Raw genomic sequence first — 24,966 nt, forward strand, 5'->3', positions numbered from 1 at the left:
CTTGCACGCACCCCACCGGCCTACGTGGAGGTGATCGTGGTGCTGTTTTCTCGGATGCCTGCGGAGCAAGGTCTGTACGACCCGAGCTCGGAGAAGGATTCCTGTGGCGTGGCGATGATCGCCGACATCGCGGGTCGCCGTTCCCACGCGATCGTCGCCGACGGGGTTCTGGCACTGGAGAACCTGGAACATCGCGGAGCTGCCGGTGCCGAGCCCAACAGCGGTGACGGCGCGGGCATTCTGATTCAGCTCCCTGTCGAACTCCTCGACTCCCTCGCGCCGTTCGACCTGCCCGCGCCCGGAGCCGACGGTGACAACACGTTCGCGGCCGGAGTGTGTTTTCTGCCGCAGGGCATCCGTGAGCGGGCCATCGCCGTCGAGCGCGTCGAATCCGTTGCCGCCGAAGAAGGTCTGGACATCCTGGGCTGGGTTCCGGTCGAGGTCGATCCCGATCGAGCCGATGTTGGCCTCACCGCCCTCGGTTGCATGCCGTACATGAGCTACCTCTACGTCACCGCTCCCGAGGTCGACGGCACGCGTCCGGCCGGTCTGGCTCTCGACCGTCTCGTCTACGGATTGCGTAAGCGTTCCGAGCGAGTCACCCCCGAGATCGAGGCCGAGGGGTCGGGACTGTTCTTTCCGTCGTTGTCCTCGCGCACCATCGTCTACAAGGGCATGCTCACCACGATGCAGCTGCCGCTGTACTTTCCGGAACTGCGTAACCCGTTGTGCAAGAGCGCCATTGCCATCGTGCACAGTCGCTTCTCGACCAACACGTTCCCGTCGTGGCCGCTGGCGCACCCGCATCGCTACGTCGCGCACAACGGCGAGATCAACACCGTCAAGGGCAACCGAAATCGGATGCGGGCTCGCGAAGCGCTGCTGTCGAGCGACCTGATCCCCGGCGACTTGGAGCGCTTGTTCCCGATCTGCAACCCCGATGCCTCGGACTCGGTGTCCTTGGACGAGGTGCTCGAACTACTGCACCTCGGCGGACGCAGCGTGCCGCACGTGGTGATGATGATGGTGCCCGAGCCGTGGGAGAACCACCGCACGATGGATCCGCGGGTGCGAGCGTTCTACCAGTTCCACTCGTCGATGATGGAGGCCTGGGACGGTCCGGCCTGCGTGACGTTCACCGACGGCAGTTATGTCGGAGCTGTGCTGGACCGTAACGGCCTTCGCCCCGGCCGCTGGTGGCAGACGGCGGACGGCCGTGTGATCCTCGCCAGTGAGGCAGGCGTGCTGGACGTTCCCCAATCCGAGGTCGTCGCCAAAGGTCGCCTCGAGCCAGGAAAGATGTTCCTGATCGACACCGTCGCCGGACGTCTCGTGCCGGACGAGGAGATCAAACTTCAACTGGCAACCGAACATCCGTACCAGGAGTGGCTGCACGCGGGCCTGCTCGAGATCAAGAGCCTGCCCGAGCGCGCTCACATCCAGTACAACCACGACTCGGTGGTGCGTCGGCAGGTCGCCTTCGGCTACACCGAGGAAGACCTGCGCGTCGTGTTGACGCCGATGGCCGCATCCGGGGGCGAGCCGCTCGGATCGATGGGTACCGATACCCCGGCCGCGGTGATGTCTCAGCGGTCGCGTCAGCTCTACGACTACTTCATCGAACTGTTCGCACAGGTCACCAACCCGCCGCTGGACTCGATCCGCGAGGAGATCGTGACCTCGCTCGCGCGGGTGATGGGTCCGGAGCAGAACCTGCTCGAGCCCACTGCGGCGTCGTGCAGGCAGATCGTGTTGCCGTGGCCGGTGCTCGACAACGACGAGCTGAACAAGATCATCCACATCAACGACGACGGAGACCATCCGGGACTGTCGGCCACGGTGTTGCGTGGGCTGTACGAGGTGGAGCGCGGCGGTGAAGGTCTCGCGGAGGCCATCGAGGAGTTGCGGGCCCGGGCATCGGAAGCGATCGCTGCGGGCTACACCACGCTGATCATCTCCGATCGCGATTCGGACCACACGCGGGCCCCGATCCCGTCGCTGCTGGCCACCTCGGCGGTGCACCATCACCTGGTTCGCACCAAGGAGCGCACAAAGATCGCGCTCGTCGTCGAATCCGGTGACGCGCGCGAGGTGCACCATCTGGCGCTGCTCATCGGCTTCGGTGCCGCAGCGGTCAATCCGTATCTGGCGATGGAGTCGATCGAGGATCTGGTCGGCGAGGGTGAACTGACCGGAGTCGAACCGACGATCGCGGTACGGAACTATCTGTACGGGCTCGGCAAGGGCGTACTCAAGGTGATGTCGAAGATGGGCATCTCGACCGTCGGGTCCTACACCGGCGCACAGGTTTTCGAGGCCGTCGGTCTCGATCGCGAGGTGGTGCGCGAGTACTTCAAGGGCACGGTCAGCAAGCTCGGTGGCGTCGGTCTCGACGTGCTCGCCGAGGAGGTCAAGCTGCGCCACCGCAGGGCCTACCCCGAGAATCCGACCGACCGCGTCCATCGGCGGCTGGAGATCGGCGGCGAGTATCAGTTCCGACGCGAGGGCGAGCTGCACCTCTTCACCCCCGAGACGGTGTTCCTGCTGCAGCATGCCACGCGTACCGGCCGATACGACGTGTTCCAGAAGTACACCGACGAGGTGGACCGGCTCGCTCGCGAGGGCGGTGCCTTGCGCGGTCTGTTCGAGTTCAAGGACGGTGTCCGGCCGCCGGTTCCGCTCGACGAGGTGGAATCGGTCGAGTCGATCGTCACGCGGTTCAACACCGGCGCGATGAGCTACGGATCCATCTCCGCCGAGGCGCACGAGACGATGGCCGTCGCGATGAACAATCTCGGCGGACGGTCCAACTCGGGGGAGGGCGGCGAGGACGTCGACCGGCTCTACGATCCGACGCGACGCAGTGCCGTCAAGCAGGTCGCCAGCGGTCGGTTCGGTGTCACCAGCGACTATCTGGTCAACGCCACGGACATTCAGATCAAGATGGCGCAGGGTGCCAAGCCGGGCGAGGGTGGTCAGCTGCCCGGGTACAAGGTGTATCCGTGGGTGGCCAAGACCCGACACTCGACGCCGGGTGTCGGCCTCATCTCGCCGCCCCCGCACCACGACATCTACTCGATCGAGGATCTCGCGCAGCTGATCCACGATCTGAAGAACGCCAACGAGAAGGCGCGCGTGCACGTCAAGCTCGTCAGTTCCGTCGGCGTCGGCACGGTGGCGACGGGCGTCAGCAAGGCACACGCGGACGTCGTTCTCATCTCCGGATACGACGGCGGAACCGGTGCTGCGCCGTTGACCTCGCTCAAGCATGCAGGCGCTCCGTGGGAGATCGGCCTCGCCGACGCCCAGCAGACGCTGGTGCTCAACGGCCTGCGTGATCGCATCACCGTGCAGTGCGACGGCGGTATGCGCACCGGACGCGACGTCATCGTTGCGGCATTGCTCGGCGCGGAGGAGTTCGGGTTCTCGACGGCCCCGCTGATCGTGGCGGGCTGCATCATGATGCGCGTCTGCCACCTGGACACCTGCCCGGTCGGTGTCGCCACCCAGAACCCGGAGCTGCGCAAGAGGTTCACCGGTAAGCCCGAGTTCCTCGAGGACTTCTTCAAGTTCATCGCCGAGGACGTGCGAAAGTACCTGGCGCAGCTCGGTTTCCGTAGTATCGACGAGGCGGTCGGTCACGCCGACGTGCTCGAGACGGCAGCCGGAGTGGCGCACTGGAAGAGCAAGGGACTCGATCTGACCCCGATCTTCGCGATGCCCGTCGACCGCCACGGTGCCCCGATGACACAGCGTCGACGCCTCCGCGCGCAGGACCACGGTCTCGATCTGGCGCTTGATCGGACTCTGATCCAGTTGGCCGAAGGAGCGTTGGAGGATGCGCATCCGGTCAAGCTCGAGCTGCCGGTACGCAACGTCAATCGCACCGTCGGAACGCTGCTGGGGTCCGAGGTCACCCGGCGCTACGGCGCAGTCGGGTTGCCGGACGACACCATTCGCATCGCGTTCACCGGATCGGCCGGCCAGTCTCTCGGGGCTTTCCTGCCGCCGGGTATCACCATCGATCTGGTCGGTGACGCGAACGACTATGTCGGTAAGGGATTGTCGGGCGGTCGAATAGTCGTGCGCCCTGCCGACGACGCACCGTTCGTCGCAGAGGACAACGTGATCGTAGGAAACACGATTCTCTACGGTGCCACCTCGGGTGAGGTGTACCTGCGCGGTAAGGCGGGGGAGCGGTTCGCGGTCCGTAACTCGGGAGCGATCGCGGTGAACGAGGGCGTGGGCGACCACGCGTTCGAGTACATGACCGGCGGTCGCGTCGTGGTGCTCGGGCCGACCGGTCGCAACATGGCTGCGGGTATGTCCGGCGGTATCGCGTTCGTCCTCGGTCTCGATCCGGCGGACGTGAACATGGCGATGGTCGAACTGCAGGTGCCCAACCCGGACGATCTGGTGTGGCTGCGCGAGACCGTCGAGAATCACCGACGGTGGACCGGTTCCACCGTCGCGACCTCGCTGCTGGCCGACTGGCCCCGCCGGTCTGCGTTGTTCACCAAAGTCATGCCCGTCGACTACCAGCGAGTGCTGGAGGCGACAAGAATGGCGCGTGCCGAAGGGCGCGACGTCGATGCTGCGATCATGGAGGCTGCACGTGGCTGATCCACAGGGATTTCTGAAAGTCGTCAAGCGTGAGGCTGCCAAGCGTCCGATCGGCGAGCGCGTCAAGGACTGGAACGAGGTGTATTCGCACCAGCCGACGAGCGAGCGTGCTGCCGAGGTCTCCGATCAGGCGCGTCGCTGCATGGACTGCGGTATTCCGTTCTGCCACTCGGGGACTGCGGGTTGCCCGCTGGGAAATCTGATCCCCGAATGGAACGACCTGGTGCGCCGCGGCCGCTGGGATGCGGCCAGCGATCGACTGCATGCGACCAACAATTTTCCGGAGTTCACCGGGCGGGTCTGCCCGGCCCCGTGTGAATCGGCATGTGTGCTGTCGATCTCCGAGGCGGCCACCGGCGGAAGCGTGACGATCAAGCGGGTCGAGCAGACCATCGCGGATCTGGCCTGGGAAGACGGCAGCATCGTTCCGCAGCCGCCGACGATCACCACCGGCAAGAGGGTCGCCGTCGTCGGATCCGGCCCTGCGGGATTGGCTGCGGCGCAACAGCTCACCCGCGCCGGGCACGACGTCACCGTGTACGAGCGGGACGATCGTCTGGGCGGTCTGCTGCGATACGGCATCCCCGAGTTCAAGCTCGAGAAGTCCGTGCTTGATCAGCGGCTCATGCAGATGCGGGCCGAGGGAACGCACTTCGTCACCGACTGCGAGGTCGGGATCGACTTCACCGTCGAGCAACTGCGTGAATCCTTCGACGCAGTCGTTCTCGCAGTCGGAGCTCTGCGGGCCCGTGACAACGCCGAGGTCATCGGTCGCGAACTCGACGGCATCCACCTGGCCATGGAGCATCTGGTGCCGTCGAACAAGGAATGCGAGGGCGACGGTCCCACGTCGATCTCCGCTGCGGACAAGCACGTGGTCATCATCGGCGGCGGTGACACCGGAGCCGACTGTTTGGGAACGGCCCACCGGCAGGGTGCAGCATCGGTCACTCAGCTCGACTACAACCCGGCTCTGCCCGGGGCTCGCGACGACAGTCTCTCGCCGTGGCCGTCGTGGCCGCTGGTGCTGCGCACCTCACCCGCGCACGCCGAGGGTGGCGTCGTGCGTCATCAGGTCGCGGTGCAGCGATTCCTCGGTGACGAGCGCGGGCACGTTCGTGCGATGGTGCTCGCCGAGGTGGAGGTGCAGCGCGACGCGGACGGTCGACGCATCGTCACGCCCATCGGGGAGGAGATCGAATTGCCCTGTGATCTGGCGTTGTTCGCGATCGGTTTCGAAGGTGTCGAGCACGGTCCGCTACTCGACGAGTACGGCCTGGCGCTGACCAAGCGGGGTGCGCTCTCGTGTGGTCCCGACTGGCAGACCACGGCACCGGGCGTGTTCGTGTGCGGGGATGCGCATCGCGGTGCGTCGTTGGTCGTGTGGGCCATCGCGGAGGGTCGATCCGCGGCTCACGGAGTCGATGCTTTCCTCACCGGACACTCGGAATTGCCGTCGCCGGTACACCCGACCGCACTGCCTCTGGCGGTCGGGTGACCCCCGTCTCTGAACCGGTACAGACCGTCCCAGCAGCGGGGTAGCGCGGCTACCCGTCGGTAGTATTCTAGTGGATGCGTCTGCGATAGAGAACGCGGCGTCCAGCGGCTAGGCTCGCCTTCGTGAGCCGACGTACGAAGATTGTCTGCACCCTTGGACCCGCAACCGCAACCACAGAGCGCATCCGCGAACTCGTCGAGAGTGGAATGGATGTCGCACGACTGAACTTCAGCCATGGTGATCACCCCGATCATCAGGCCAACTACGAGAGGGTCCGCGCAGCATCGGACGCCACCGGCAAAGCCGTGGGTATCTTGGCCGACCTGCAGGGACCGAAAATTCGTCTCGGCCGATTCGCCGAGGGCTCGACCACCTGGGCGGCCGGTGAGCTGATCCGCATCACCGTCGAGGAGTGCGAGGGCACTCACGACCGGGTGTCGACCACGTACAAGGAGCTTGCCCAGGACGCCAAGGAAGGCGACCGCCTCCTCGTCGACGACGGCAAGGTGGGCCTCGTGGTCACCGGCGTCGAAGGCAACGACGTACTGTGCCGTGTCACCGAAGGTGGACCGGTCAGCAACAACAAGGGCGTGTCCCTGCCGGGCATGGACGTGTCCGTTCCCGCCATGAGCGAGAAGGACATCGCCGACCTCGAGTTCGCCCTTGCCCTCGGTGTCGACTTCATCGCGCTCTCGTTCGTCCGTTCTCCCGCGGACGTCGAACTCGTCCACGCCGTGATGGACCGCGTGGGCCGTCGAGTTCCCGTCATCGCCAAGCTCGAGAAGCCCGAGGCCGTCGACAATCTCGAAGCCATCGTGCTCGCATTCGACGCGATCATGGTCGCCCGCGGCGACCTCGGCGTCGAGTTGCCCCTCGAGCAGGTTCCGCTGGTGCAGAAGCGTGCCATCCAGATCGCCCGCGCCAACGCCAAGCCCGTCATCGTCGCGACCCAGATGCTCGAATCGATGATCGAGAATTCCCGCCCGACGCGCGCCGAGGCGTCCGACGTCGCCAACGCAGTGCTCGACGGTACCGACGCGGTCATGCTCTCCGGTGAGACCTCGGTCGGTAAGTACGTGATGGAAACCGTGCGGACCATGGCTCGCATCGTCGAGACGGTCGAGACCGAGGGCGACAGTGTTCCCCCGCTGACGCACGTCCCGCGCACCAAGCGTGGCGTCATCTCCTACGCTGCCCGCGACATCGGTGAGCGCCTGGACGCGAAGGCACTCGTCGCGTTCACCCAGTCGGGTGACACCGTTCGACGGTTGGCTCGTCTGCACACCAAGCTTCCGTTGCTCGCCTTCACCTCCATCTCCGAGGTGCGCAGCCAGCTGTCGCTGAGCTGGGGAACCGAGACGTTCCTGGTCCCCGATGTGGGCTCGACGGACGCGATGGTCAAAGAGGTCGACAAGGCGCTGCTCGAACTCGGTCGGTACAACAAGGGCGATCAGGTCGTGATCGTGGCCGGTGCCCCTCCCGGCACAGTAGGCTCGACCAACTTGATCCATGTGCACCGAATCGGAGAAGAGGACCGGTAAGTGGTCGAAGCGGGGGGAACCGGCGTCAGCGAAAGCGCGCCGAGCAGTACAGCTGTACGCAGGACAGATCTAGAGACGCTCCTCGATCTCCTCGCACTCGAGGAGATCGAGGAGGACGTGTTCGTCGGCGTTCACCCCGAGCAGGTGGGCAGTCGAACGTTCGGGGGGCAGCTCGTTGCTCAGGGCCTGATCGCGGCGGGCCGGACCGTATCCGGTACGTCGCGGGACGTGCACGCGATCAATGCGCACTTCATTCGCGGGGGTGACGTCAAGAAGCCCATCGAGTACCGGGTCTCGCGTCAGCGCGACGGCCGAGCCTTCGCCAACCGGCAGGTCACCGCCGTACAGGACGGCAACGAGCTGTTCGTCATGCTCGCGGCCTTCCAGGATTTCGGTAAGGGCCTCGAGCACAGCGTCGAGGTTCCCGAGGTTCCGTATCCCGACGCAGTGCCTCCGCTCGGCGATCATTTCGTCGGGTACGAGGACCGTCTGCAGATGTTCGTCGACGCCCTCAAGCCGATCGACATGCGCTACGCGAACGATCCCGCGTGGATCATGCACGGCACCGGGGAGAAGCTCAATCACAATCGCGTGTGGATGAAGGCCGACGGGGATCTGCCCGACGCCTCGATCTTCCACGCCGCGACCATGGGCTACGCGTCGGACACCACCGTGCTCGATTCGATCATCACCACCCACGGACTGTCGTGGGGACTCGACCGCATCGTCGCGGCGACGGTGAATCACTCCATCTGGTTTCACCGGCCGTTCCGGTTCGACGAATGGGCTCTCTACGCCACCGAATCGCCGGTCGCGGCCGGCTCGCGCGGACTGGCCACCGGCCGCTTCTTCTCGATGGACGGGCAGCTGCTCGCCACCGTCGTTCAGGAAGGTCTCATCCGGCACTTCCCGAAACGGGTCCGCGACTGAGTGCGTCGGTCCATATTCGCGTTTTCGCCTGCAGATCGAGTGCTGCGTGCGCCGGACTGGTCGACGGTAGTCGTTCGAATTCCACCTGGGGCGTTGCCGATTTCACGTACCGCCGGTAGGTCTCGGCGGCCTTGGCTCCGTTGAAGAACACCCTGTCGATGCCGGGATTCTCGGCGAACAATTGCTCGAAATCGTTTGTCTCGATGGACGATTCGACGATCACCGAGTCCAGGCTTCCTTCGCGCGTGCACAGCTTCAGCACGTCCCATATCGCGACGCCCTGGCTGCGCAGACGCTCGGTGCGCGCATCGTAGGGAAGTTCGGGGCCTGCACCGAACAGCGTTCCCATGATCGGCCAGAACGCATTTCGTGGATGCGCGTAGTACTGCTGCGCGGCCAGCGACGCGACGCCGGGCATCGAGCCCAGAATCAAGGTGGTCGCGCCGCGGCCGAGAATCGGTGCGAAGCTGTGCACGACGTTCATTGCGTGATTAAAGCAATTCCCCGCGGGGGCACCGGACAGGGGACCACAATGGAGGTCATGCTGGATCCACGTGTACTCGACAACAACGAACTCGAAGCCGAACTTGCTGCATTGCGCCGGGGTCGTGACGCCTCGATGGACGAGGGCGCGCGCGATGTGTCCACGGCAGACACCGACCACCTCATCGCGCGGTTCGAGGAAGAAATCCGTAAGCGACACCAGGACTCGGTGTCCGATCAGCCCAGCGCCGATCTACCCTGACCGAGGATCAGAACGGCGCAGGCCGCAGTCGCGGCCACTGTTCTGACGGTGTTCCATCGCGTCCACTTCTCGGTGAAGTTCTGCCACACCTGGGTGTCGGCAGCACTGCCGGGATCCACCCCGGCCAACGCGTCGTTGAGGGGGACGTTCGCAACAGCCGTGATCGCGAGGCATCCGAGAAGGTAGAGAACAGCTCCGCTCACGACCAGCACCGGTGAACCCCGACCGGTCGATACGGCGATAATCGCTGCGAGAGTGCACGATATGGCCGTTCCGAAGAACAGGCCGAGGAACATCGGGTTGAGAATCGCCGCATTGAATCTCTGCATGGCGGCGATGGCGTCGGGTACCGGCAGTGTTGCCAGGCCGGGGAGCACGCTGATGGAGAAGGCGAGCAGCACTCCGGCAACGAGCCCACATCCGACGGCAGCAACGGCGGTGGCGGCTGCGAGCATTCGATCCAACACGGTGGTTCCCTCCGGCAGGTGAGCGTTCAGTTGTCCACCCTCGTCCCGAGGGGCGGGATGAGCAATGCGCACACAGCCGCATTCGATGTCCGATCGTCCATTTCGTGGGACGATCGGTGCATGCGCGGCGCAGATCCCTGGAAGTCGTCCGACCCTCTGGGTGAAGCGCTGCACTTTCTACGGATGACCGGATCGTTCTACGTGCGCTCCGAGATGAGCGGATCCTGGGGTCTCGCACTGCCCGCCATGGAGGATGCGCTGTGGTTTCACACGGTCGTCGACGGCAGTTGCGCGTTGTCGGTTCCCGGCGAGCCGACGCGTGAGTTGGTCCCCGGCGATTTCGCGTTGGTACCGCACGGGCGAGGGCACGTGCTCATTGCAGCCGGCGACGCTTCGGTTCGGGCGACGAGCGTTCACGATCTCCCGCACGAGTACATCAGCGATCGCTACGCGGTGCTCACTCACGACGCGGGCGGTGCCGGCCGTGCTGCGACTCTCGTGTGCGGGGCGGTGCGGCTGGATCATCCTGCCGCGCAGAAGCTCGTTCGCCTGTTGCCCGCGCTGGTGGTGGTCGACGCTGATCCGGGCCCGAGGCAATCGAGGATGCAGAACGTGCTGGCCATGGTCGCGGACGAGGCGCGTGTGCTCGAGCCCGGGGGAGAAGCGGTGATCACCCGGCTGTCCGACATTCTGGTGATCCATGCGCTGCGGTCGTGGATCGCGAATACGCCAGGTGCGCAGTCGGGTTGGCTCGGTGCATTGCAGGACGATCGGATCGGAACGGCGTTGGCGCTGATCCATCGACACCCGCACGAGCGGTGGACCGTTGCGGGTCTGGCATCGAGGGTGAACATGTCTCGCTCGGCGTTCTCGGCACGTTTCACCGAGCTGGTCGGTGATTCCGTGATGAGCTATCTCGCGACGTGGCGGATGCAGGTCGCGTACGGCACGTTGCGATCCGAGGACGTGGTGATGGCCGAAGTGGCCCGGCGCAGTGGGTATCTGTCGGAGGCTGCGTTCGGGAAGGCGTTCAAGCGCGCCACGGGCGTCTCGCCGGGAAGTGTGCGTCGCCGTCGTGAGGTGTCGATGGCCGACGGTCAGTCGAGCAGGTGACGGAGATAGCTGTTCGGGTCGTCGAGGTAGCGACGCCAGTGCTGTACCAATTCGAGTTCGTCCCAAGTGCTTCGGCGTAGACCGTGTTCGCCGACTTCCACGATGTCCGCACCGGGCGTCGACGCCAGAATCGGTGAGTGGGTGGCGCAGACGATTTGCGCGCCGTCATTGCCCAGCTCGGACATCAGTGCAACGAGCTGCAGGCTCGCGGTGAACGACAGGGCCGATTCGGGCTCGTCCAGAACGTAGAAACCGGGTTCGGCCAACATTGCACCGAACATGGTCAGGAACCCTTCACCGTGGCTCATCTCGGCGGTGTTCTCGTCCCAGAAACCCGGCACGCCGCCGAGGTTCTCGGCCATGTCGAACGCGGTCTCGGCGCGCAGGAAGAAGCCGCGCTTGTTCAGTCGTGGGCCACGAAGCATTCGAGAACCTCGTGGCGTGGTCTCGAGTTCGAGTACCTCTCCGAGCGCGCTGGTCACCTCGTCGAGTCGACGCGACTGCTGCGCCGCGCGACCGCCGCGGGCATCGATTCCGAAACCCTCGGCTATTGCTTCGACGAGCGTCGATTTACCGGAACCGTTGTCTCCGACCAGAATTGTGACCGGTGCCAGGAACTCGAGTCCGTCGCGAGCGAGGTCGGCGACAGCAGGCACGGTGAAGGGCCAGTCCGATCCGACATCGTCGGCATGGACGTACGCGCGTTCTACGAACATGTTTCAGGCAGTGACCAGGCGGTCGACGTAACCGGTCTCGTGGGTGGAATCGGCGCTGCAGGTGTAGAAGACCCACTGGGCGGACTGGTCCGCCGAATCCCCGAAACGATGGTCGACCTTCGCTGCGCACAAATTGCCCGCACTGGTGTCGTGGCAACGAAGACTGCTGGGTATGTACATCACTCCACTGTAGGCGCGATCGAGGGTGACCATTACCGGACCCGAAGAGTCGAACGCTGTGCTGTGGTGCCCTCGGTGAGACTCGAACTCACACTGGACGGGTTTTGAATCCGTTTCCTCTGCCAATTGGGATACGAGGGCTGGCGTCTTTCAAGCAACGATTGACGAGTTTAGAAGATGCGCTTTCGGCCTCGCGCACCGGTACCCTTCAGATGCTCGACGGCCCTGATGGGCGATGACTGTCAAAGGAGACCGATACAGATGAATGCTCCTGGTGCGCACGGTACTGGCAAGCCCCCGCTTCGTGTGGTGGTGGCAGAGGACGAATCCCTGATCCGATTGGACCTCGTGGAGATGCTCCGCGAGGAGGGGTACGACGTGGTCGGTGAAGCGGCCGACGGTCAGCAGGCGGTGGAGTTGGCCGTCGAACTGCGTCCCGATCTGGTCATCATGGATGTGAAGATGCCGCGTCGGGACGGAATCGATGCGGCGTCGGAGATTGCAGAGAAGCGCATCGCGCCCGTCGTCATTCTCACCGCGTTCAGTCAACGCGAGCTCGTGGAGAAGGCGCGCGATGCCGGGGCCATGGCGTATCTGGTCAAGCCGTTCACCAAAGCCGATCTGATGCCTGCGGTGGAGTTGGCCGCCAGCCGTTTCGGTGAGATCTCCGCCCTCGAATCCGAGATCGTCGACCTGCAGGATCGGCTCGAGACGCGCAAGCTCATCGAGAAGGCCAAGGGCATCCTGATGGAATCGCAATCGCTCACAGAACCGCAGGCGTTCAAGTGGATTCAGCGAGCCGCGATGGATCGCCGGACCACGATGAAGGCCGTCGCGGAGGTCGTGATCGACACGCTCGGTACCCCTGCGAACAAGCCCGTGGGAGAAAGCTGATCGGCCGGCGAAAGCTACGGCCACGTAAAACTTCGACTCTCTAGGTCACAGTCAGGTCACGAGCGTCGTTCTAGGCCTTGCGAATCGGCTCCGCGCATTAGCGTCTGACCCACACGTGAGCCACATGTAACTCAGGTGCGCTTCATCGACGAGCAATTTCAAGGAGAACCTAGATGGCAATTCGGACCTATGTCCGCACGGCTGCGGTGCTGAGCGTTACCTCGCTCGCACTGTTCGGCTGTTCGTCGAGCGACGACTCGGGCTCGACCGACTCCACCAGTGCCAGCGGCGGCACTGCAGCCGCGGAAACGACCGTCTCCACCGACTGCACGCCCGAGCAGGCCACTGCCGGGGCAACCCCGGACACGGCCCCGCTGGTGGTGGGAACCCTCCTCCCCGAGACCGGAACCCTGGCCTTCCTCGGCCCGCCCGAAGTTGCCGGTGTGCAGCTGGCCGTCAACGACGTCAACGAAGCCGGTGGCGTCCTCGAGCAGCCCGTCACGCTCATCCCCGGTGACTCGGGCGACACGACGACCGATACCGCCAACACCACGGTGGACCGCTTGCTCGCCGGCGGTTCCGACGTCATCGTCGGTGCAGCGTCGTCCTCGGTCTCGCTCAAGGTCATCGACAAGATCGCCAGCGCAGGCGTCGTGCAGTTCTCGCCGGCCAACACGTCCGATCAGTTCGTCTGCTACCCGGACAAGGGGCAGTACTTCCGTACCGCACCCACCGACGTGCTGCAGGCGCAGGCCCTGTCCCAGCTGATCGCCCAGGACGGTGCGCAGCGCGTCGCCATCCTCGCGCTCAACGACCCGTACGGCACGGGCCTGGCCGCGAACACCGCGGACAACCTCGAAGAGGCAGGCATCGCGGCGGACCAGATCCAGACCACGATCTACGACCCGAACGCACAGTCGTTCAACGCCGAGGTCGACGGTGTGAAGAACTTCAACCCGGACGCCGTGGCCATCATCGGCTTCGAGGAGTCCGCGAAGATCATCACCCGTATGCACGAGATCGGCATCGGACCGTCCGACGGCACGCTGGTCTACGGCGTCGACGGCAACATGGGCAACGCCCTCGGTGAGTCGGTCGCAGCGGGTCTGCTGGACACGATGCGCGGCACCACTCCGTTGACCGATGTCGGCACCGGATTCCAGGATCGTCTCAAGGTCGTCGATCCGGCTCTGGTCGACTTCAACTACGCGGGTGAGTCCTATGACGCAGTGATCATCTCGGCGCTCGCTGCCGAGCAGGCCAAGTCGACGGCAGGTACCGACATCGCGGCCAACATCAACAGCGTCACCAAGGACGGCACCAAGTGCACCAGCTACGCCGAGTGCCTTCCGCTCGTCAAGGCCGGAACCGATATCGACTACGACGGAATCACCGGCGCGCTGAACTTCAGTGACGCAGGAGAGCCCGCCACCGGTTCGTACGGCAACCTGGTCTTCGGACCGGACAACACCCTGACGACGGAAGATTACATCGTCGTCGGTGAGTGATCTGTAACTGTCACACAGCCTCTGGGCCCGAGTCCTCGATCAGGACTCGGGCCCAGAGGTTTTCGTAGGTGTCGCACGTTCGACCGCAACGACGAAGGCCCCGGTTGACATCGAACCGGGGCCTTCGTCGTTTGCCGAGCAGCTACTTCTTCTCTTTGCTTCCCGCCAGTGTGCCGAGGTACAGCTCGATCACCTTCGGGTCGTTCATCAATGCCGGACCGGTGTCGGTGTAGGCGTTGCGGCCCTGATCGAGTACATAGCCACGGTCGCAGATCTGGAGGCAGCGACGGGCGTTCTGCTCGACCATGATGATCGAGACGCCCGCTGCATTGATCTTCTTGCAGCGGATGAACACCTCGTCCTGGAACATCGGTGACAATCCGGCCGACGGTTCGTCGAGCAGCAGTACCGACGGCTCCATCATCAGTGCGCGTCCCATGGCGACCATCTGTCGCTCGCCGCCGGACAGCGCGCCTGCCTTGACCTTCTTGCGTTCGCCGAGCAGCGGGAACAGCTCGCTGACGAACTCGAAACGCTCACCGAACTTCTTGGGACGCAAATAGATTCCCATTTCGAGGTTCTCTTCGATGGTGAGCGACGGGAACACGTTCTGCGTCTGCGGAACGTAGCCGACTCCCTTGGTGACCAACACATGCGCTTCCGCGGAGGTGATGTTGTCGCCGCGCAGTTTGACGCTGCCCTCACGGACGGCGACCAGCCCGAACAGGGTCTTGAGGAGGGTCGACTTTCCGGCACCGTTGGGTCCGATGATGCCGACGATCTCCCCGTCGTTGAGGAAGAAGTTGCACTCGCTGAGGATGTTGACGCCGGGGATGTATCCGGCCACCAGTCCGTCGGCGCGCAGCAGTGCACCTTCGGCGAGTCGAGCATGTTCCTCGGGTGTCGCGGCGAATTCCGCCGGCGTCAATGTCTGTTCGCTCATCGGTTGTCCTCCTTGGCCCGGTGTGAGCCGCCTTCGGCCACGTCGGGCGTCACTGGGCTGACGAACTCCGGTTCCGAAAGATCGCCTCCCGCTTCGAGTTCTTCCTTCTCGGCCTGCTTCAGTGCCTCCGCCAGTTCGGCGGTTGCCCCGACCGGATTGCCGTCGGCATCGAATTCGAGAGCCTGATCGTGATGGCTACCGAGATACGCGTCGACGACGGCTCCGTTGTTGGAGAGCTCCTCGGGGGTGGACTCGGCAATGATGCTGCCTTGAGCCATCACCACCACCCAGTCACTGATGTCGCGGATGACGTCCATGTCGTGCTCGACGAACACCACCGTCATACCGTCGTCGCGAAGCGACTTGATGTGCCCCAGAAGTGACTGCGTCAGAGCTGGATTTACCCCGGCCATGGGCTCGTCGAGCATGACCACCGACGGATCGGTCATCAACGCACGCGCCATCTCCAGCAGCTTGCGCTGGCCGCCGGACAACGAGCCGGCGAGGTCGTCGGCCTTGGCGTCGAGCTTGAAGCGGCCCAGTAGCTCGTAGGCGCGTTCGGTGATCTGACGTTCTTGGGCTTTCCAGGTCCACGGCATGAAGGTGTTGATCATGCGCTCACCGCGCTGACCGGTTGCACCCAGCCGAACATTGTCCAGCACAGTCAGTTTCGACAGTGCCTTGGTCAACTGGAACGTGCGCACCACACCTTTGCGGGCCACCTGGTGCGGATGCATCCGGCCCAGTTCCTGGCCGTCCATCGACCAGGTCCCGGTGTCGGGTCGATCGAATCCCGTGAGCAGGTTGAACAGGGTGGTCTTGCCTGCGCCGTTGGGCCCGATGAGCCCGGTGATGCAGCCACGCTGAATCTCCAGGTGCGCCACGTCGACGGCCTTGAGGCCGCCGAAGGTGCGCGAGACGCCGTCGACCACCATGGTGGCGTCCGGTTTCGGTGCGCCGGGTTCGTTGGGAACACCGGCGAACAGGGCCGCGCGTTGATCGCTCGACAACGCCTGCGCAGCGCGTGATTCGAGTGTGCTTGCTTTCTTGCTCGGTGCGGCCGTTGCAGCAGCATCCTTGCTCGGGTCAGGCATTGAGTTGAACCTCTCGCTTGTTGCCGAGAATGCCCTGAGGTCTGAACACCATCAAGACGGCGATCAGGATTCCCAGGAGCACGAATCGCGTGGCACCGACCTGGGCACCGGTGAGGTTGAGCACCGGGTCGTCGCCGGAGATCAATTGCCGCAGAATCGCATCGGGAATGGACAGCAGGAACCAGAAGAGCATCGCGCCCAGTACCGGGCCGAACACTGTTGCCGCCCCACCGAGAATCAGTGCGCCGAAGGCGAAGAATGTCTGGGCTGTCGAGTAGAAGTCCGGGTTGATGGATTGGGTCTGCAGTGCGTTGAACACCCCGCCCATACCGCCGATGACGCCACCGAGAACCAGTGCCTGCATCTTGTAGACGAAGACGTTCTTGCCCAGCGAACGGGCTGCGTCCTCGTCCTCACGGACAGCCTTGAGGACGCGTCCCCACGGGCTGTGCGTCAGCAGGTAGATCACGCCGCACAGCAGCAGGACCAGCGTCCAGCCGACGAGCATGGCCCACAGATCGTTGCCGAGGAACCGCACGCCGATGAATTCGTAGGACTTACCACCCTCGAACGGGCTCATGCTGGTGAACGGGCCGGCGAAGCCGGTGATGCCGTTGGTGGATTTGGTCACCGAATCCGTTGCGGTGGAACGAAACACCAATCGGAGAATTTCCGAGGCGGCGATGGTGACGATCGCGAGATAGTCGGCTCGCAGTCGCAGGGTCGGAATGCCGAGAACCAGGGCCAGTAATCCGGCTGCAGCGAGGCCGACCAGAATGCCCAGCCACAGCGGTTGTTCGTAGGTGATCGTGGTGATGCCGACGCCGTAGCCGCCGAGCAGTGCGAAGCCGATCTGACCGAAGTTGAGCAGTCCGGCGTAACCGAAGTGCAGGTTCAGGCCGATGGCGAGTAGAGCGTAGAAGATGGCCGACGGGCCGACCAGCTGAGCGAGTGAGATCTGAAGTGCGCCGATGATATCCATGTGAAGGTCACCCGATCCTTTGTCGCGAGCCGAGGATGCCCTGTGGACGGACGACGAGGATGAGAATCAAGACGAGCAACCCTCCGATGTATTTGAGATCGGGATTGATGACCAGCGTCGACCACTGCACGAGCAGACCGACGATGACGCAACCGAGGAAGGCGCCGTAGGCCGTTCCCAGTCCACCGAGTGTGATGCCGGCGAACATGAGCAACAGGAGTTTGAAGCCCATCTCCCACTGGACGCGACCGCCGAGTTCGGAGAGCCCGAACAACACGCCGCCGAGGGCAGCCAGGCCGCCGCCGAGGCACCAGACGAACGTGACCACACGCTCGACGTTGATGCCGGAGGACGCAGCGAGGTCCCGGTTGTCGGCAACCGCACGCATGGCCTTGCCGATCTTGGTGCGCTGCAACATCAGTGCGACGCCGACCAGGACGACGATGCTGATGACGATGCAGGCGAGGTTGACGTTGGTGATCGAGAGCGGACCCCAGTTGTTCTCGGTCTGAGCCTGGTAGTCGTCGAAGGGTTCGGAGCGGTCCGAGAAGAAGATCAGGATGAGATAGCGCAGTGCGATCGCGAGGCCGATCGTCACCACGAGCTGCGCGATGAGGCCGGTCCGTCGCTTGCGCAACGGACGCCATATCAGGGCGTTGTTGAGCCAGCCGATCGCGACTCCTACGACGATTGCCAGCAGCGTGGCCGGGATGAGTTGTATCCCGACACTGACGTTGAAGAACCACGCCGCGACGGCACCGAGCGTGACCATCTCTCCGTGCGCGAAGTTCGTCAGACCGGTGGTGCCGAAGATCAGACTCAGTCCGACCGCGGCGAGCGCGATGACGAGGCCGAAGCGAAAGCCGTCGACCGTGGTGCGGACGAACTTCTCGTAGAACGGAATGCTGGTGGCGGTTCTGGCCTCACCGAACGAGAAGATGACGGTGTTGGAACGCCCGGCCTGCACATCGCGCTGGACCTCGCCCTGGACGCTGACGCCGTCGGGGAGCGTTTCCTGAACCACCTGGAATGTGTATGTGCCGGGCGACAATTCGAGGGTCCACCGGCCGCCGGTTTCACTGGTGGTGCGGGCGACTTCGGCGCCGGACGCGTCCAGCGCCGCGACGTCGACTCCGATGAGTCGTTCGCCACCGTTGTTGAGAGATCCGGCGACGCTGACGGCGTCCGCCGGCGGTGCCTGTTCGGCACTGGTCCCCGGTGCTGCCGGGGGAGTGGGGGTAGGTTCCTGGGCCAATGCCGGCGCACTGAACAGCAGCGCGGCAATGGAACTCAGAACGGCGAGTAGGAGTGTTCGCTGGAAGAGCCGAACGGCAGATCTTGCGCGCAACCTCGGCGGTTGCACCTTTCTGGTCCATCGAACATTTGGAGCCACGCACGTCCTCCGGACGGGTTGTCGTTGAGCCACGGGTATGTGGGGTTTCCTGCAATTGTCGGACTCTATCCGCTGAAACGACGCAAAATCGGCGACTGAGATTTCCGGAAAGTATCGGTTGTGTTTCGCGGTGCACGACGCGCGCCGTGAGAGCGATCGCGTCGCGGCACCTGCATCCGGCTTCGAGTTGTCGGACCCGCTCCCTAGACTGGTCAACCGTGAGCCCAGTAACGGAGAAAAGTGCAGCGCCCGCAGCCGAGACCGACGCGAAGGCGGGCGGGGAGCGGCCCACGTTGCTGCTCATCGACGGCCACTCGATGGCGTTCCGTGCCTTCTTCGCGTTGCCTGCGGACAACTTCAAGACCACCAGCGGTCAGTCCACCAACGCCGTGTACGGGTTCACCTCGATGTTGATCAATCTGCTGCGGGACGAGAAGCCGACGCACATCGCGGCGGCGTTCGACGTCTCGCGGCAGACCTTCCGCGCCGAGCGGTTCCCCGAGTACAAGGCCAACCGCAGCAAGACTCCGGACGAGTTCGCCGGCCAGGTCGACATCACCAAGGACGTACTCGGGGCCATGGGTATTCCGGTGATGGCAGAGGCCGGCTTCGAGGCGGACGACATCATCGCCACTCTGGTGACCCAGGCGGAGGCGCTCGGCTACCGCGTCCTGGTGGTCACCGGCGACCGCGATGCGCTGCAGCTGGTGACCGACAACGTCACGGTGTTGTATCCGCGCAAGGGCGTCTCGGATCTGACTCGGTTCACTCCCGACGAGGTCGCCACCAAGTACGGGTTGACGCCGTCGCAGTACCCGGACTTCGCGGCCCTGCGCGGAGACCCGAGCGACAACCTTCCTGGCATTCCTGGGGTCGGCGAGAAGACGGCCACCAAATGGATCATCGAATACGGTTCCCTCACCGCCCTCGTCGACAACGTGGACAAGGTCAAGGGCAAAGTGGGAGATGCACTGCGCGCCAACCTGTCGAGCGTGGTGCTCAACCGCGAGCTCACCGAGATGGTCCGAGATGTGCCGTTGCCCTACACCCCCGATCAGCTCGAACTCGCTCCGTGGGACCGCGAGAAGATCCACGCCTTGTTCGACGACCTCGAGTTCCGCATTCTGCGGGACCGGTTGTTCGAGACACTCGCGTCGGTCGAACCCGAGGCGGAGGAAGGGTTCGACGTCCGCGGCGGCATCGTCGCACCGGGTGAACTGGCCGCCTGGTTGGCGGAACACGCAGCCGACGGCAGGCGTAGTGGGCTGTCGATTCTCGGCCCGCGTCGGCCGTTCGACAGCGATGCGACGTCGGTGGCGATCGCCGCGGCCGACGGCGAGGGCGCGTTCGTCACGACGACCGCTCTGGACGAATCCGACGAGCAGGCACTCGCGGCCTGGCTCGCAGATGCAGCGCAACCCAAGGCCTTGCACGAGGCCAAGTGGGCTCTGCATGCGGTTCGTGGGCGCGGCTGGACCCTCGGCGGCTTGACCACCGACACCGCACTGGCGGCGTACCTGGTGCGGCCCGGTCAGCGATCGTTCAATCTCGACGACCTGTCGTTGCGCTACCTCAAGCGCGAACTCCGCGTCGAGGATGCGGGTGAAGGTCAGATGTCGTTGCTCGACGCGGAGGACACCGCCGATGCGGCGTTCGCGGAGGGCGAGATTCTCAAGGCGCGGGCCGTGATCGACCTGGCCGATGCGTTGGACGCCGAGCTCGCCGCCATCGAGTCGACCACCCTGCTCTCCGAGATGGAGCTGCCTTTGCTGACGGTGTTGGCAGATGTCGAGGCAACGGGTATCGCCGTGAACGGTGATCACCTGCGCGCGCTGCAGTCCGGATTCGCCGCGCAGGTGGACGAGGCCGCGAACTCCGCCTACGGCGTGATCGACAAGCAGATCAACCTCGGGTCTCCGAAGCAGTTGCAGGTGGTGTTGTTCGAGGAACTCGACATGCCCAAGACGAAGAAGACGAAGACCGGGTACACCACCGATGCCGATGCGCTGCAGGGGCTGTTCGAGAAGACCGAGCATCCGTTCCTGAAGTTCCTGCTCGATCACCGGGACGCGACGCGGATGAAGGTGACGGTCGACGGCCTGCTGAAATCCGTCGCCGACGACGGCCGCATTCACACCACGTTCAATCAGACGGTCGCGGCCACCGGACGACTGTCGTCCACCGAGCCGAACCTGCAGAACATTCCGGTGCGCAACGAGGCGGGACGCCACATCCGTGACGGCTTCGTCGTCGGGGCCGGATACGACACACTGCTCACTGCCGACTACAGCCAGATCGAAATGCGCATCATGGCGCACGTATCCGGCGACGAAGGTCTGATCGAGGCGTTCAACACCGGCGAGGATCTGCACAGTTTCGTCGGTGCCCGGGCGTTCGGCGTGCCGATCGAGGAGGTCACCCCCGAACTGCGTCGCCGGGTCAAGGCGATGTCGTACGGATTGGCATACGGACTCAGCGCATTCGGTCTCGCCGCGCAGCTCAAGATCTCCACCGACGAGGCGAAGCAGCAGATGGAGGCGTACTTCGCGCGGTTCGGCGGCGTCCGTGACTACCTGCGCAACGCCGTCGAGGAAGCGCGCAAGGTGGGATACACCTCCACGCTGTACGGCAGGCGCCGCTACCTGCCCGATCTCAACAGCGACAACCGTCAGCGCCGCGAGGTCGCCGAGCGGGCAGCTCTCAACGCCCCGATCCAGGGCACCGCCGCAGACATCATCAAGGTCGCGATGATCGACGTGCACCGATCACTGGCGGAGTCGACGCTGAAGTCACGAATGCTGTTGCAGGTCCACGACGAACTGGTGCTCGAGGTCGTCGAATCCGAGCGTGAGGAAGTCGAAGCGCTCGTACGCGACAAGATGTCCTCGGCCATCGAACTGTCGGTGCCCTTGGAAGTCTCGGTCGGCACCGGCCGCAGCTGGGATGCCGCTGCGCACTGATTCGAGGCCGCGCAGGACGAACGACGAAGGGCCGCTCACCGAATTCGGTGAGCGGCCCTTCGCGTCGTGTGCAGCGGCGAGAAACTACTCCGCCGCGGGAGCCTGCTCGGCGATCTGCTGGCGCACGACGTCCATGTCGAGTGCCTTGATCTGACCGACGAGGTCCTCGAGCGCCGGCGCAGGCAGTGCGCCGGGCTGTGCGTACACCAGAATTCCTTCGCGGAACGCCATGATCGTCGGGATCGACTGGATCTGCGCCGCGGCAGCAAGTCCCTGCTCGGCCTCGGTGTCCACCTTGGCGTGCACCACGTCGGGGTGCGCGTCGGACGACTTCTCGAACGTCGGCGCGAACTGGCGGCACGGTCCGCACCAGGACGCCCAGAAATCGACCAACACCACGTCGTTGTTCGTCACGATCTCGTCGAAATTCTGCTGGGTCAAAGTCTGAGTGGCCACGCGGTCCCTTTCGATTGATTGCGCTTCTGGAGTGTTCCAACGCAGGTACTCACCGGAATCATCCCGGCCGGGTCGGAGCGCCTGCGTCAGGCGGGCTGGGGTGCGGCACGGAACGTGCGGCGATACGCATTCGGCGTGGTGCATCGCAACCTCACGAAATGCTGCCGCAAGGCTGCCGCATTTCCGAAACCGACCACCTCGGCGATCGAATCCATCGGCAGATCCGAGTTCTCCAACAGCTGCTGCGCCGCCAGTACTCGTTGGTCGTTGAGCCAGCGCGCGGGCGTGGTTCCGGTTTCGGCCGCGAACTTGCGGGCGAAGGTTCGCGCCGACATGTTCACCCTCGCCGCCAGTCGACCGATGGTCAGCTCGGAGTCGAGGTTCTCGGTCATCCAGTCCAGCAGCGGAGCCAGTGTCTCGGTACGAGTGGCGGGCAGGGGACTGGTGACGAATTGAGCCTGGCCGCCGTCACGATGCGGAGGAACGACCATCCGGCGAGCGATCCCGTTGGCCACGACGCTGCCCTGGTACTTGCGCACGATGTGCAGGCACAGGTCGATTCCGGCCGCTGTGCCCGCGCTTGTCAGCACGTTTCCGTCGTCGACGTAGAGGACGTTCGGATCGACCTGCGCGAGTGGATATTTCGCGGCCAGCAAAGCGGAGTGCCGCCAATGCGTCGTACAGGGGCGGCCGTCGAGCAGTCCGGCCTTGCCCAGTACGAACGCGCCGTTGCACAGGCTGGCGACCATGGCACCCCTGTCGACGGCCGCGCGAAGTTTGGCCAGTAGTGGCTCGATGGACGAGTTGTGTCCAGCTCCGCAGACGTATGTACCGTCCTCGGCGGCTTCGGTGCCGCCGGCCGGAATGATGATCAGATCGGCGCTGTCGAGACTGTCGAGATCGTGAGGGACGTCGATGGTGTAACCGACGCGGGTGCGGATCGGTTGGGGGACACCTGCGATCAGAGAGAAGTCGTAGGTGGGTAGGCCCTCGTCCGAGCGATCGAATCCGAACACCTCGCAGGCGACGCCCAGCTCGAACTGTTCGGTCAACGGCATCAGCGCGACAACCACTCGTTTCAGCATGAAAAGAAGTATGGCAGAAAGTCGTCGATATATGGCTTTACTGCCACTCGTGCGCATTCTTCGCAGGTTGGAAGCTTGCGGCATGACAATTGTATTGGTAGTTGTGCTGCTGTTCCTGGCCCTCGACGCCGTCGTGCTCGCAGGCTTCGCTCCCGATACCCACGCGGAGGTGACCCAGTTCGGCGACTTCCGGTTCTAGAGTGCCCCGGGTCAGCCGATCCGCCATTCGCGCTTGGCCTCGCCGTCCCATCGGCGCAGCGCCACCGCAGATCCCACCAGATCATCGATGTCCGCCGAGAGCAGGCGCACCGCCGCTCCTGCCTCCTCGGGCGTCAACCGTCGAGCCAACGTCGCGTGCGGCGTCCATCGGCCGGGTTCGAGGTGGTCGAGCGAACGTTCGCCCACTGCCTCGTGCATCCGGGCGTGCAGATCGAGCAACTCGCTCGACGGAACGACCAGTCGCGCCAGGGTGATCGTTCGACCGCCGAACACGACGAGCCCGCCCAGGCGCACATCGAACGGATCGAAGCGGACCGCATCGCCGTCGTCCACCGCGGCCGGCATCGACGACGCCACTGCGACGGTGACGTGCGGGCGATTCGACTCACCGCGGTGGCGGTTCTGACTCGGGAGCCCGGCCTCGGACAGCGCCGCCCACTCGCGGCGCACCGCTGCGTCGAGGCCGGAGTCGAGTAGTAGTTCTGCGGACTGCACCATGGAGCCCATGATGTCGCAGACGGACGGCCGGAATACGACGACGCTCAGGATCGGGGCCATGACCGGCGACGGGATAGGCCACGAGATCGTGCCCGCGACGATCCGGGTGGTCGACGCGGCCCTGGCGTCCGTCGGCGGACCGGCCGTCGACTGGGTGCGCCTCCCTCTGGGCATGGACGCCATCGACCACCACGGAACGCCGATACCCGGGAACACGCTGGACGAATTGGGTGAGCTCGAAAGCTGGATTCTGGGACCGCACGACAGCGCGTCGTATCCGGAGCCGTTCCGATCCGAACTGACTCCAGGCGGACGGATTCGCAAGAAATTCGACCTGTTCGCCAACATTCGGCCGGCGAAGGCACTGCCCGGCGTACGGGCGGTGTCTCCGCGGATGGATCTGGTGGTCGTGCGGGAGAACACCGAGGGGTTCTACGCCGATCGCAACATGTTCGTCGGCAGCGGGGAGTTCATGCCCACTCCCGATGTGGCGTTGGCCGTCGGAGTGTTCACGCGTGCGGCCTGCGAACGCATTGCACGTGAGGCATTCTCGCTGGCTGAGCGACGCAGCAGGAAACTGACCATCGTGCACAAGACCAACGTGCTGTCCATGACGACGGGGCTGTTCCGCGATGCGTGCCGCGCCGTGAGCGAGCAATTTCCGCACGTCCAGGTAACCGAGGAGCACGTCGACGCGCTCGCGGCGCACCTGGTTCGGCGGGGCGAGGACTACGACGTCATCGTGGCCGAGAACATGTTCGGTGACATTCTGTCGGATCTGACGGGTGAGCTGTCCGGGTCGTTGGGCACCGCGCCGTCGATCAATTCCTCGGAAACCCAGGCGATGGCGCAGGCCTCGCACGGATCGGCCCCGGACATCGCAGGCAAGAACCGTGCCAATCCGACGGCACTCTTCCTGTCAGCTGCGATGCTGCTCGAGTGGCTCGCCCCGCGGCACAGGGACGATCGGCTGGCCGCGGCCGCCGGCCGGATCCGTGACGCCGTCGACGCCACGGTCGAATCCGGGGTCGCGACAGCCGACCTCGGTGGGCAGGCGTCGACCAGCGCATTCACCGAGGCCGTGGAAGCCCGGGTGCACCGGCGCTGATCGCGGCGGACTC

The 24,966-nt window shown here is 64.5% G+C and carries 21 protein-coding genes and 1 tRNA gene; 10 read left to right on the plus strand and 12 right to left on the minus strand.

Annotated elements, in window-relative coordinates:
- The first annotated feature begins 39 nt into the window (after positions 1–39).
- The 4 genes from gltB to QM615_RS11035 all read left to right on the plus strand — a co-directional run bounded on the left by gltB (position 40) and on the right by QM615_RS11035 (position 8,592).
- The gene (gene gltB, locus QM615_RS11020) at positions 40–4,623 is read left to right on the plus strand and encodes a glutamate synthase large subunit (protein ID WP_269594000.1); all 4,584 of its coding nucleotides are present in this window, start codon (positions 40–42) and stop codon (positions 4,621–4,623) included.
- Complete coding sequence (locus QM615_RS11025; protein WP_269593950.1) at positions 4,616–6,121, plus strand: glutamate synthase subunit beta; 1,506 nt, start codon at positions 4,616–4,618, stop codon at positions 6,119–6,121. The genes gltB and QM615_RS11025 overlap by 8 nt, the downstream gene beginning before the upstream one ends.
- A 122-nt stretch (positions 6,122–6,243) precedes the next feature.
- Positions 6,244–7,662 (plus strand): pyruvate kinase, encoded by a 1,419-nt coding sequence (gene pyk / locus QM615_RS11030; RefSeq protein ID WP_082073683.1) that lies wholly within the window; start codon positions 6,244–6,246, stop codon positions 7,660–7,662.
- 105 nt (positions 7,663–7,767) lie between these two features.
- Positions 7,768–8,592: an acyl-CoA thioesterase gene (locus QM615_RS11035; protein ID WP_269594001.1), complete on the plus strand. Its 825-nt coding sequence runs from the start codon at positions 7,768–7,770 to the stop codon at positions 8,590–8,592.
- Here QM615_RS11035 and QM615_RS11040 read toward each other — a convergent pair.
- Complete coding sequence (locus tag QM615_RS11040; protein WP_269593951.1) at positions 8,558–9,076, minus strand: DNA-deoxyinosine glycosylase; 519 nt, start codon at positions 9,074–9,076, stop codon at positions 8,558–8,560. The genes QM615_RS11035 and QM615_RS11040 overlap by 35 nt on opposite strands.
- A 57-nt stretch (positions 9,077–9,133) precedes the next feature.
- On the opposite strand from QM615_RS11040, the gene QM615_RS11045 reads away from it, so the two are divergent.
- Positions 9,134–9,337, plus strand: a complete 204-nt coding sequence (locus QM615_RS11045; RefSeq protein ID WP_141215240.1) for a hypothetical protein — start codon at positions 9,134–9,136, stop codon at positions 9,335–9,337.
- On the opposite strand, the gene QM615_RS11050 is transcribed toward QM615_RS11045, so the two are convergent.
- A complete protein-coding gene (locus QM615_RS11050) occupies positions 9,313–9,876 on the minus strand; it encodes an anthrone oxygenase family protein (protein WP_269593952.1) in 564 nt (187 codons plus the stop codon). The genes QM615_RS11045 and QM615_RS11050 overlap by 25 nt on opposite strands.
- Positions 9,877–9,924: 48 nt before the next feature.
- On the opposite strand from QM615_RS11050, the gene QM615_RS11055 reads away from it, so the two are divergent.
- Complete coding sequence (locus QM615_RS11055; protein WP_269593953.1) at positions 9,925–10,917, plus strand: AraC family transcriptional regulator; 993 nt, start codon at positions 9,925–9,927, stop codon at positions 10,915–10,917.
- On the opposite strand, the gene QM615_RS11060 is transcribed toward QM615_RS11055, so the two are convergent.
- From QM615_RS11060 to QM615_RS11070, 3 genes are all read right to left on the minus strand, one after another.
- The gene (locus tag QM615_RS11060; protein ID WP_269593954.1) at positions 10,902–11,633 is read right to left on the minus strand and encodes an AAA family ATPase; all 732 of its coding nucleotides are present in this window, start codon (positions 11,631–11,633) and stop codon (positions 10,902–10,904) included. The two genes, QM615_RS11055 and QM615_RS11060, sit on opposite strands and share 16 nt — an antisense overlap.
- Positions 11,634–11,636: 3 nt before the next feature.
- Positions 11,637–11,813: a hypothetical protein gene (locus tag QM615_RS11065; protein ID WP_188078653.1), complete on the minus strand. Its 177-nt coding sequence runs from the start codon at positions 11,811–11,813 to the stop codon at positions 11,637–11,639.
- Between the two features lie 64 nt (positions 11,814–11,877).
- Positions 11,878–11,954 (minus strand) — tRNA-Leu (locus tag QM615_RS11070).
- Positions 11,955–12,074: 120 nt separating this feature from the next.
- On the opposite strand from QM615_RS11070, the gene QM615_RS11075 reads away from it, so the two are divergent.
- Together QM615_RS11075 and QM615_RS11080 are read left to right on the plus strand one after the other, a co-directional pair.
- Positions 12,075–12,707, plus strand: coding sequence for an ANTAR domain-containing response regulator (locus tag QM615_RS11075; protein WP_068052227.1), 633 nt, complete (start codon positions 12,075–12,077; stop codon positions 12,705–12,707).
- A gap of 173 nt (positions 12,708–12,880) precedes the next feature.
- On the plus strand, positions 12,881–14,215 hold the full coding sequence (locus QM615_RS11080) for an ABC transporter substrate-binding protein (RefSeq protein ID WP_068052226.1): 1,335 nt from the start codon (positions 12,881–12,883) through the stop codon (positions 14,213–14,215).
- A gap of 142 nt (positions 14,216–14,357) precedes the next feature.
- Here QM615_RS11080 and QM615_RS11085 read toward each other — a convergent pair whose 3' ends face one another.
- Genes QM615_RS11085 through QM615_RS11100 form a run of 4 tightly spaced genes read right to left on the minus strand, consistent with a single transcriptional unit; the run spans position 14,358 to position 18,582 of the window.
- The gene (locus tag QM615_RS11085; RefSeq protein ID WP_032394315.1) at positions 14,358–15,158 is read right to left on the minus strand and encodes an ABC transporter ATP-binding protein; all 801 of its coding nucleotides are present in this window, start codon (positions 15,156–15,158) and stop codon (positions 14,358–14,360) included.
- On the minus strand, positions 15,155–16,252 hold the full coding sequence (locus QM615_RS11090; protein ID WP_283347320.1) for an ABC transporter ATP-binding protein: 1,098 nt from the start codon (positions 16,250–16,252) through the stop codon (positions 15,155–15,157). The genes QM615_RS11085 and QM615_RS11090 overlap by 4 nt, the downstream gene beginning before the upstream one ends.
- Positions 16,245–17,234, minus strand: a complete 990-nt coding sequence (locus QM615_RS11095; RefSeq protein WP_283347321.1) for a branched-chain amino acid ABC transporter permease — start codon at positions 17,232–17,234, stop codon at positions 16,245–16,247. Before QM615_RS11095 ends, QM615_RS11090 begins: the two co-directional genes overlap by 8 nt.
- Positions 17,235–17,241: 7 nt before the next feature.
- Complete coding sequence (locus tag QM615_RS11100) at positions 17,242–18,582, minus strand: branched-chain amino acid ABC transporter permease (protein WP_269593956.1); 1,341 nt, start codon at positions 18,580–18,582, stop codon at positions 17,242–17,244.
- 263 nt (positions 18,583–18,845) lie between these two features.
- On the opposite strand from QM615_RS11100, the gene polA reads away from it, so the two are divergent.
- Positions 18,846–21,587 carry a DNA polymerase I gene (gene polA / locus QM615_RS11105; protein ID WP_149406088.1) on the plus strand — a complete coding sequence of 914 codons (2,742 nt, stop codon included), beginning with the start codon at positions 18,846–18,848 and terminating at the stop codon, positions 21,585–21,587.
- Positions 21,588–21,671: 84 nt separating this feature from the next.
- Here the strand turns inward: polA and trxA are convergent, their stop codons facing one another.
- The 3 genes from trxA to QM615_RS11120 all read right to left on the minus strand — a co-directional run bounded on the left by trxA (position 21,672) and on the right by QM615_RS11120 (position 23,845).
- A complete protein-coding gene (gene trxA / locus QM615_RS11110; protein ID WP_037192657.1) occupies positions 21,672–22,043 on the minus strand; it encodes a thioredoxin in 372 nt (123 codons plus the stop codon).
- An 86-nt stretch (positions 22,044–22,129) separates the two neighbouring features.
- A complete protein-coding gene (locus QM615_RS11115; protein WP_269593957.1) occupies positions 22,130–23,128 on the minus strand; it encodes a GlxA family transcriptional regulator in 999 nt (332 codons plus the stop codon).
- Positions 23,129–23,338: 210 nt separating this feature from the next.
- Positions 23,339–23,845, minus strand: coding sequence for a 2'-5' RNA ligase family protein (locus QM615_RS11120; RefSeq protein ID WP_283347322.1), 507 nt, complete (start codon positions 23,843–23,845; stop codon positions 23,339–23,341).
- Between the two features lie 10 nt (positions 23,846–23,855).
- Between QM615_RS11120 and QM615_RS11125 the strand changes: the two genes are divergently transcribed.
- Positions 23,856–24,953, plus strand: coding sequence for an isocitrate/isopropylmalate dehydrogenase family protein (locus QM615_RS11125; RefSeq protein WP_269594002.1), 1,098 nt, complete (start codon positions 23,856–23,858; stop codon positions 24,951–24,953).
- The last annotated feature ends 13 nt before the right edge of the window (positions 24,954–24,966 follow it).

The organism is Rhodococcus sp. IEGM 1341, assembly GCF_030056895.1.
Lineage (GTDB): Bacteria > Actinomycetota > Actinomycetes > Mycobacteriales > Mycobacteriaceae > Rhodococcoides.

What these genes read in the sequence shown, in the direction of transcription:
- QM615_RS11040 (WP_269593951.1), bottom strand. Translation starts at nt 9,076, where the DNA reads ATGAACGTCGTGCACAGCTTCGCACCGATTCTCGGCCGCGGCGCGACC.
- QM615_RS11045 (WP_141215240.1), top strand. Translation starts at nt 9,134, where the DNA reads ATGCTGGATCCACGTGTACTCGACAACAACGAACTCGAAGCCGAACTT.
- QM615_RS11055 (WP_269593953.1), top strand. Translation starts at nt 9,925, where the DNA reads ATGCGCGGCGCAGATCCCTGGAAGTCGTCCGACCCTCTGGGTGAAGCG.
- QM615_RS11060 (WP_269593954.1), bottom strand. Translation starts at nt 11,633, where the DNA reads ATGTTCGTAGAACGCGCGTACGTCCATGCCGACGATGTCGGATCGGAC.
- QM615_RS11065 (WP_188078653.1), bottom strand. Translation starts at nt 11,813, where the DNA reads ATGTACATACCCAGCAGTCTTCGTTGCCACGACACCAGTGCGGGCAAT.
- QM615_RS11075 (WP_068052227.1), top strand. Translation starts at nt 12,075, where the DNA reads ATGAATGCTCCTGGTGCGCACGGTACTGGCAAGCCCCCGCTTCGTGTG.
- QM615_RS11080 (WP_068052226.1), top strand. Translation starts at nt 12,881, where the DNA reads ATGGCAATTCGGACCTATGTCCGCACGGCTGCGGTGCTGAGCGTTACC.
- QM615_RS11085 (WP_032394315.1), bottom strand. Translation starts at nt 15,158, where the DNA reads ATGAGCGAACAGACATTGACGCCGGCGGAATTCGCCGCGACACCCGAG.
- QM615_RS11090 (WP_283347320.1), bottom strand. Translation starts at nt 16,252, where the DNA reads ATGCCTGACCCGAGCAAGGATGCTGCTGCAACGGCCGCACCGAGCAAG.
- QM615_RS11095 (WP_283347321.1), bottom strand. Translation starts at nt 17,234, where the DNA reads ATGGATATCATCGGCGCACTTCAGATCTCACTCGCTCAGCTGGTCGGC.
- QM615_RS11115 (WP_269593957.1), bottom strand. Translation starts at nt 23,128, where the DNA reads ATGCTGAAACGAGTGGTTGTCGCGCTGATGCCGTTGACCGAACAGTTC.
- QM615_RS11120 (WP_283347322.1), bottom strand. Translation starts at nt 23,845, where the DNA reads ATGGTGCAGTCCGCAGAACTACTACTCGACTCCGGCCTCGACGCAGCG.
- QM615_RS11125 (WP_269594002.1), top strand. Translation starts at nt 23,856, where the DNA reads ATGTCGCAGACGGACGGCCGGAATACGACGACGCTCAGGATCGGGGCC.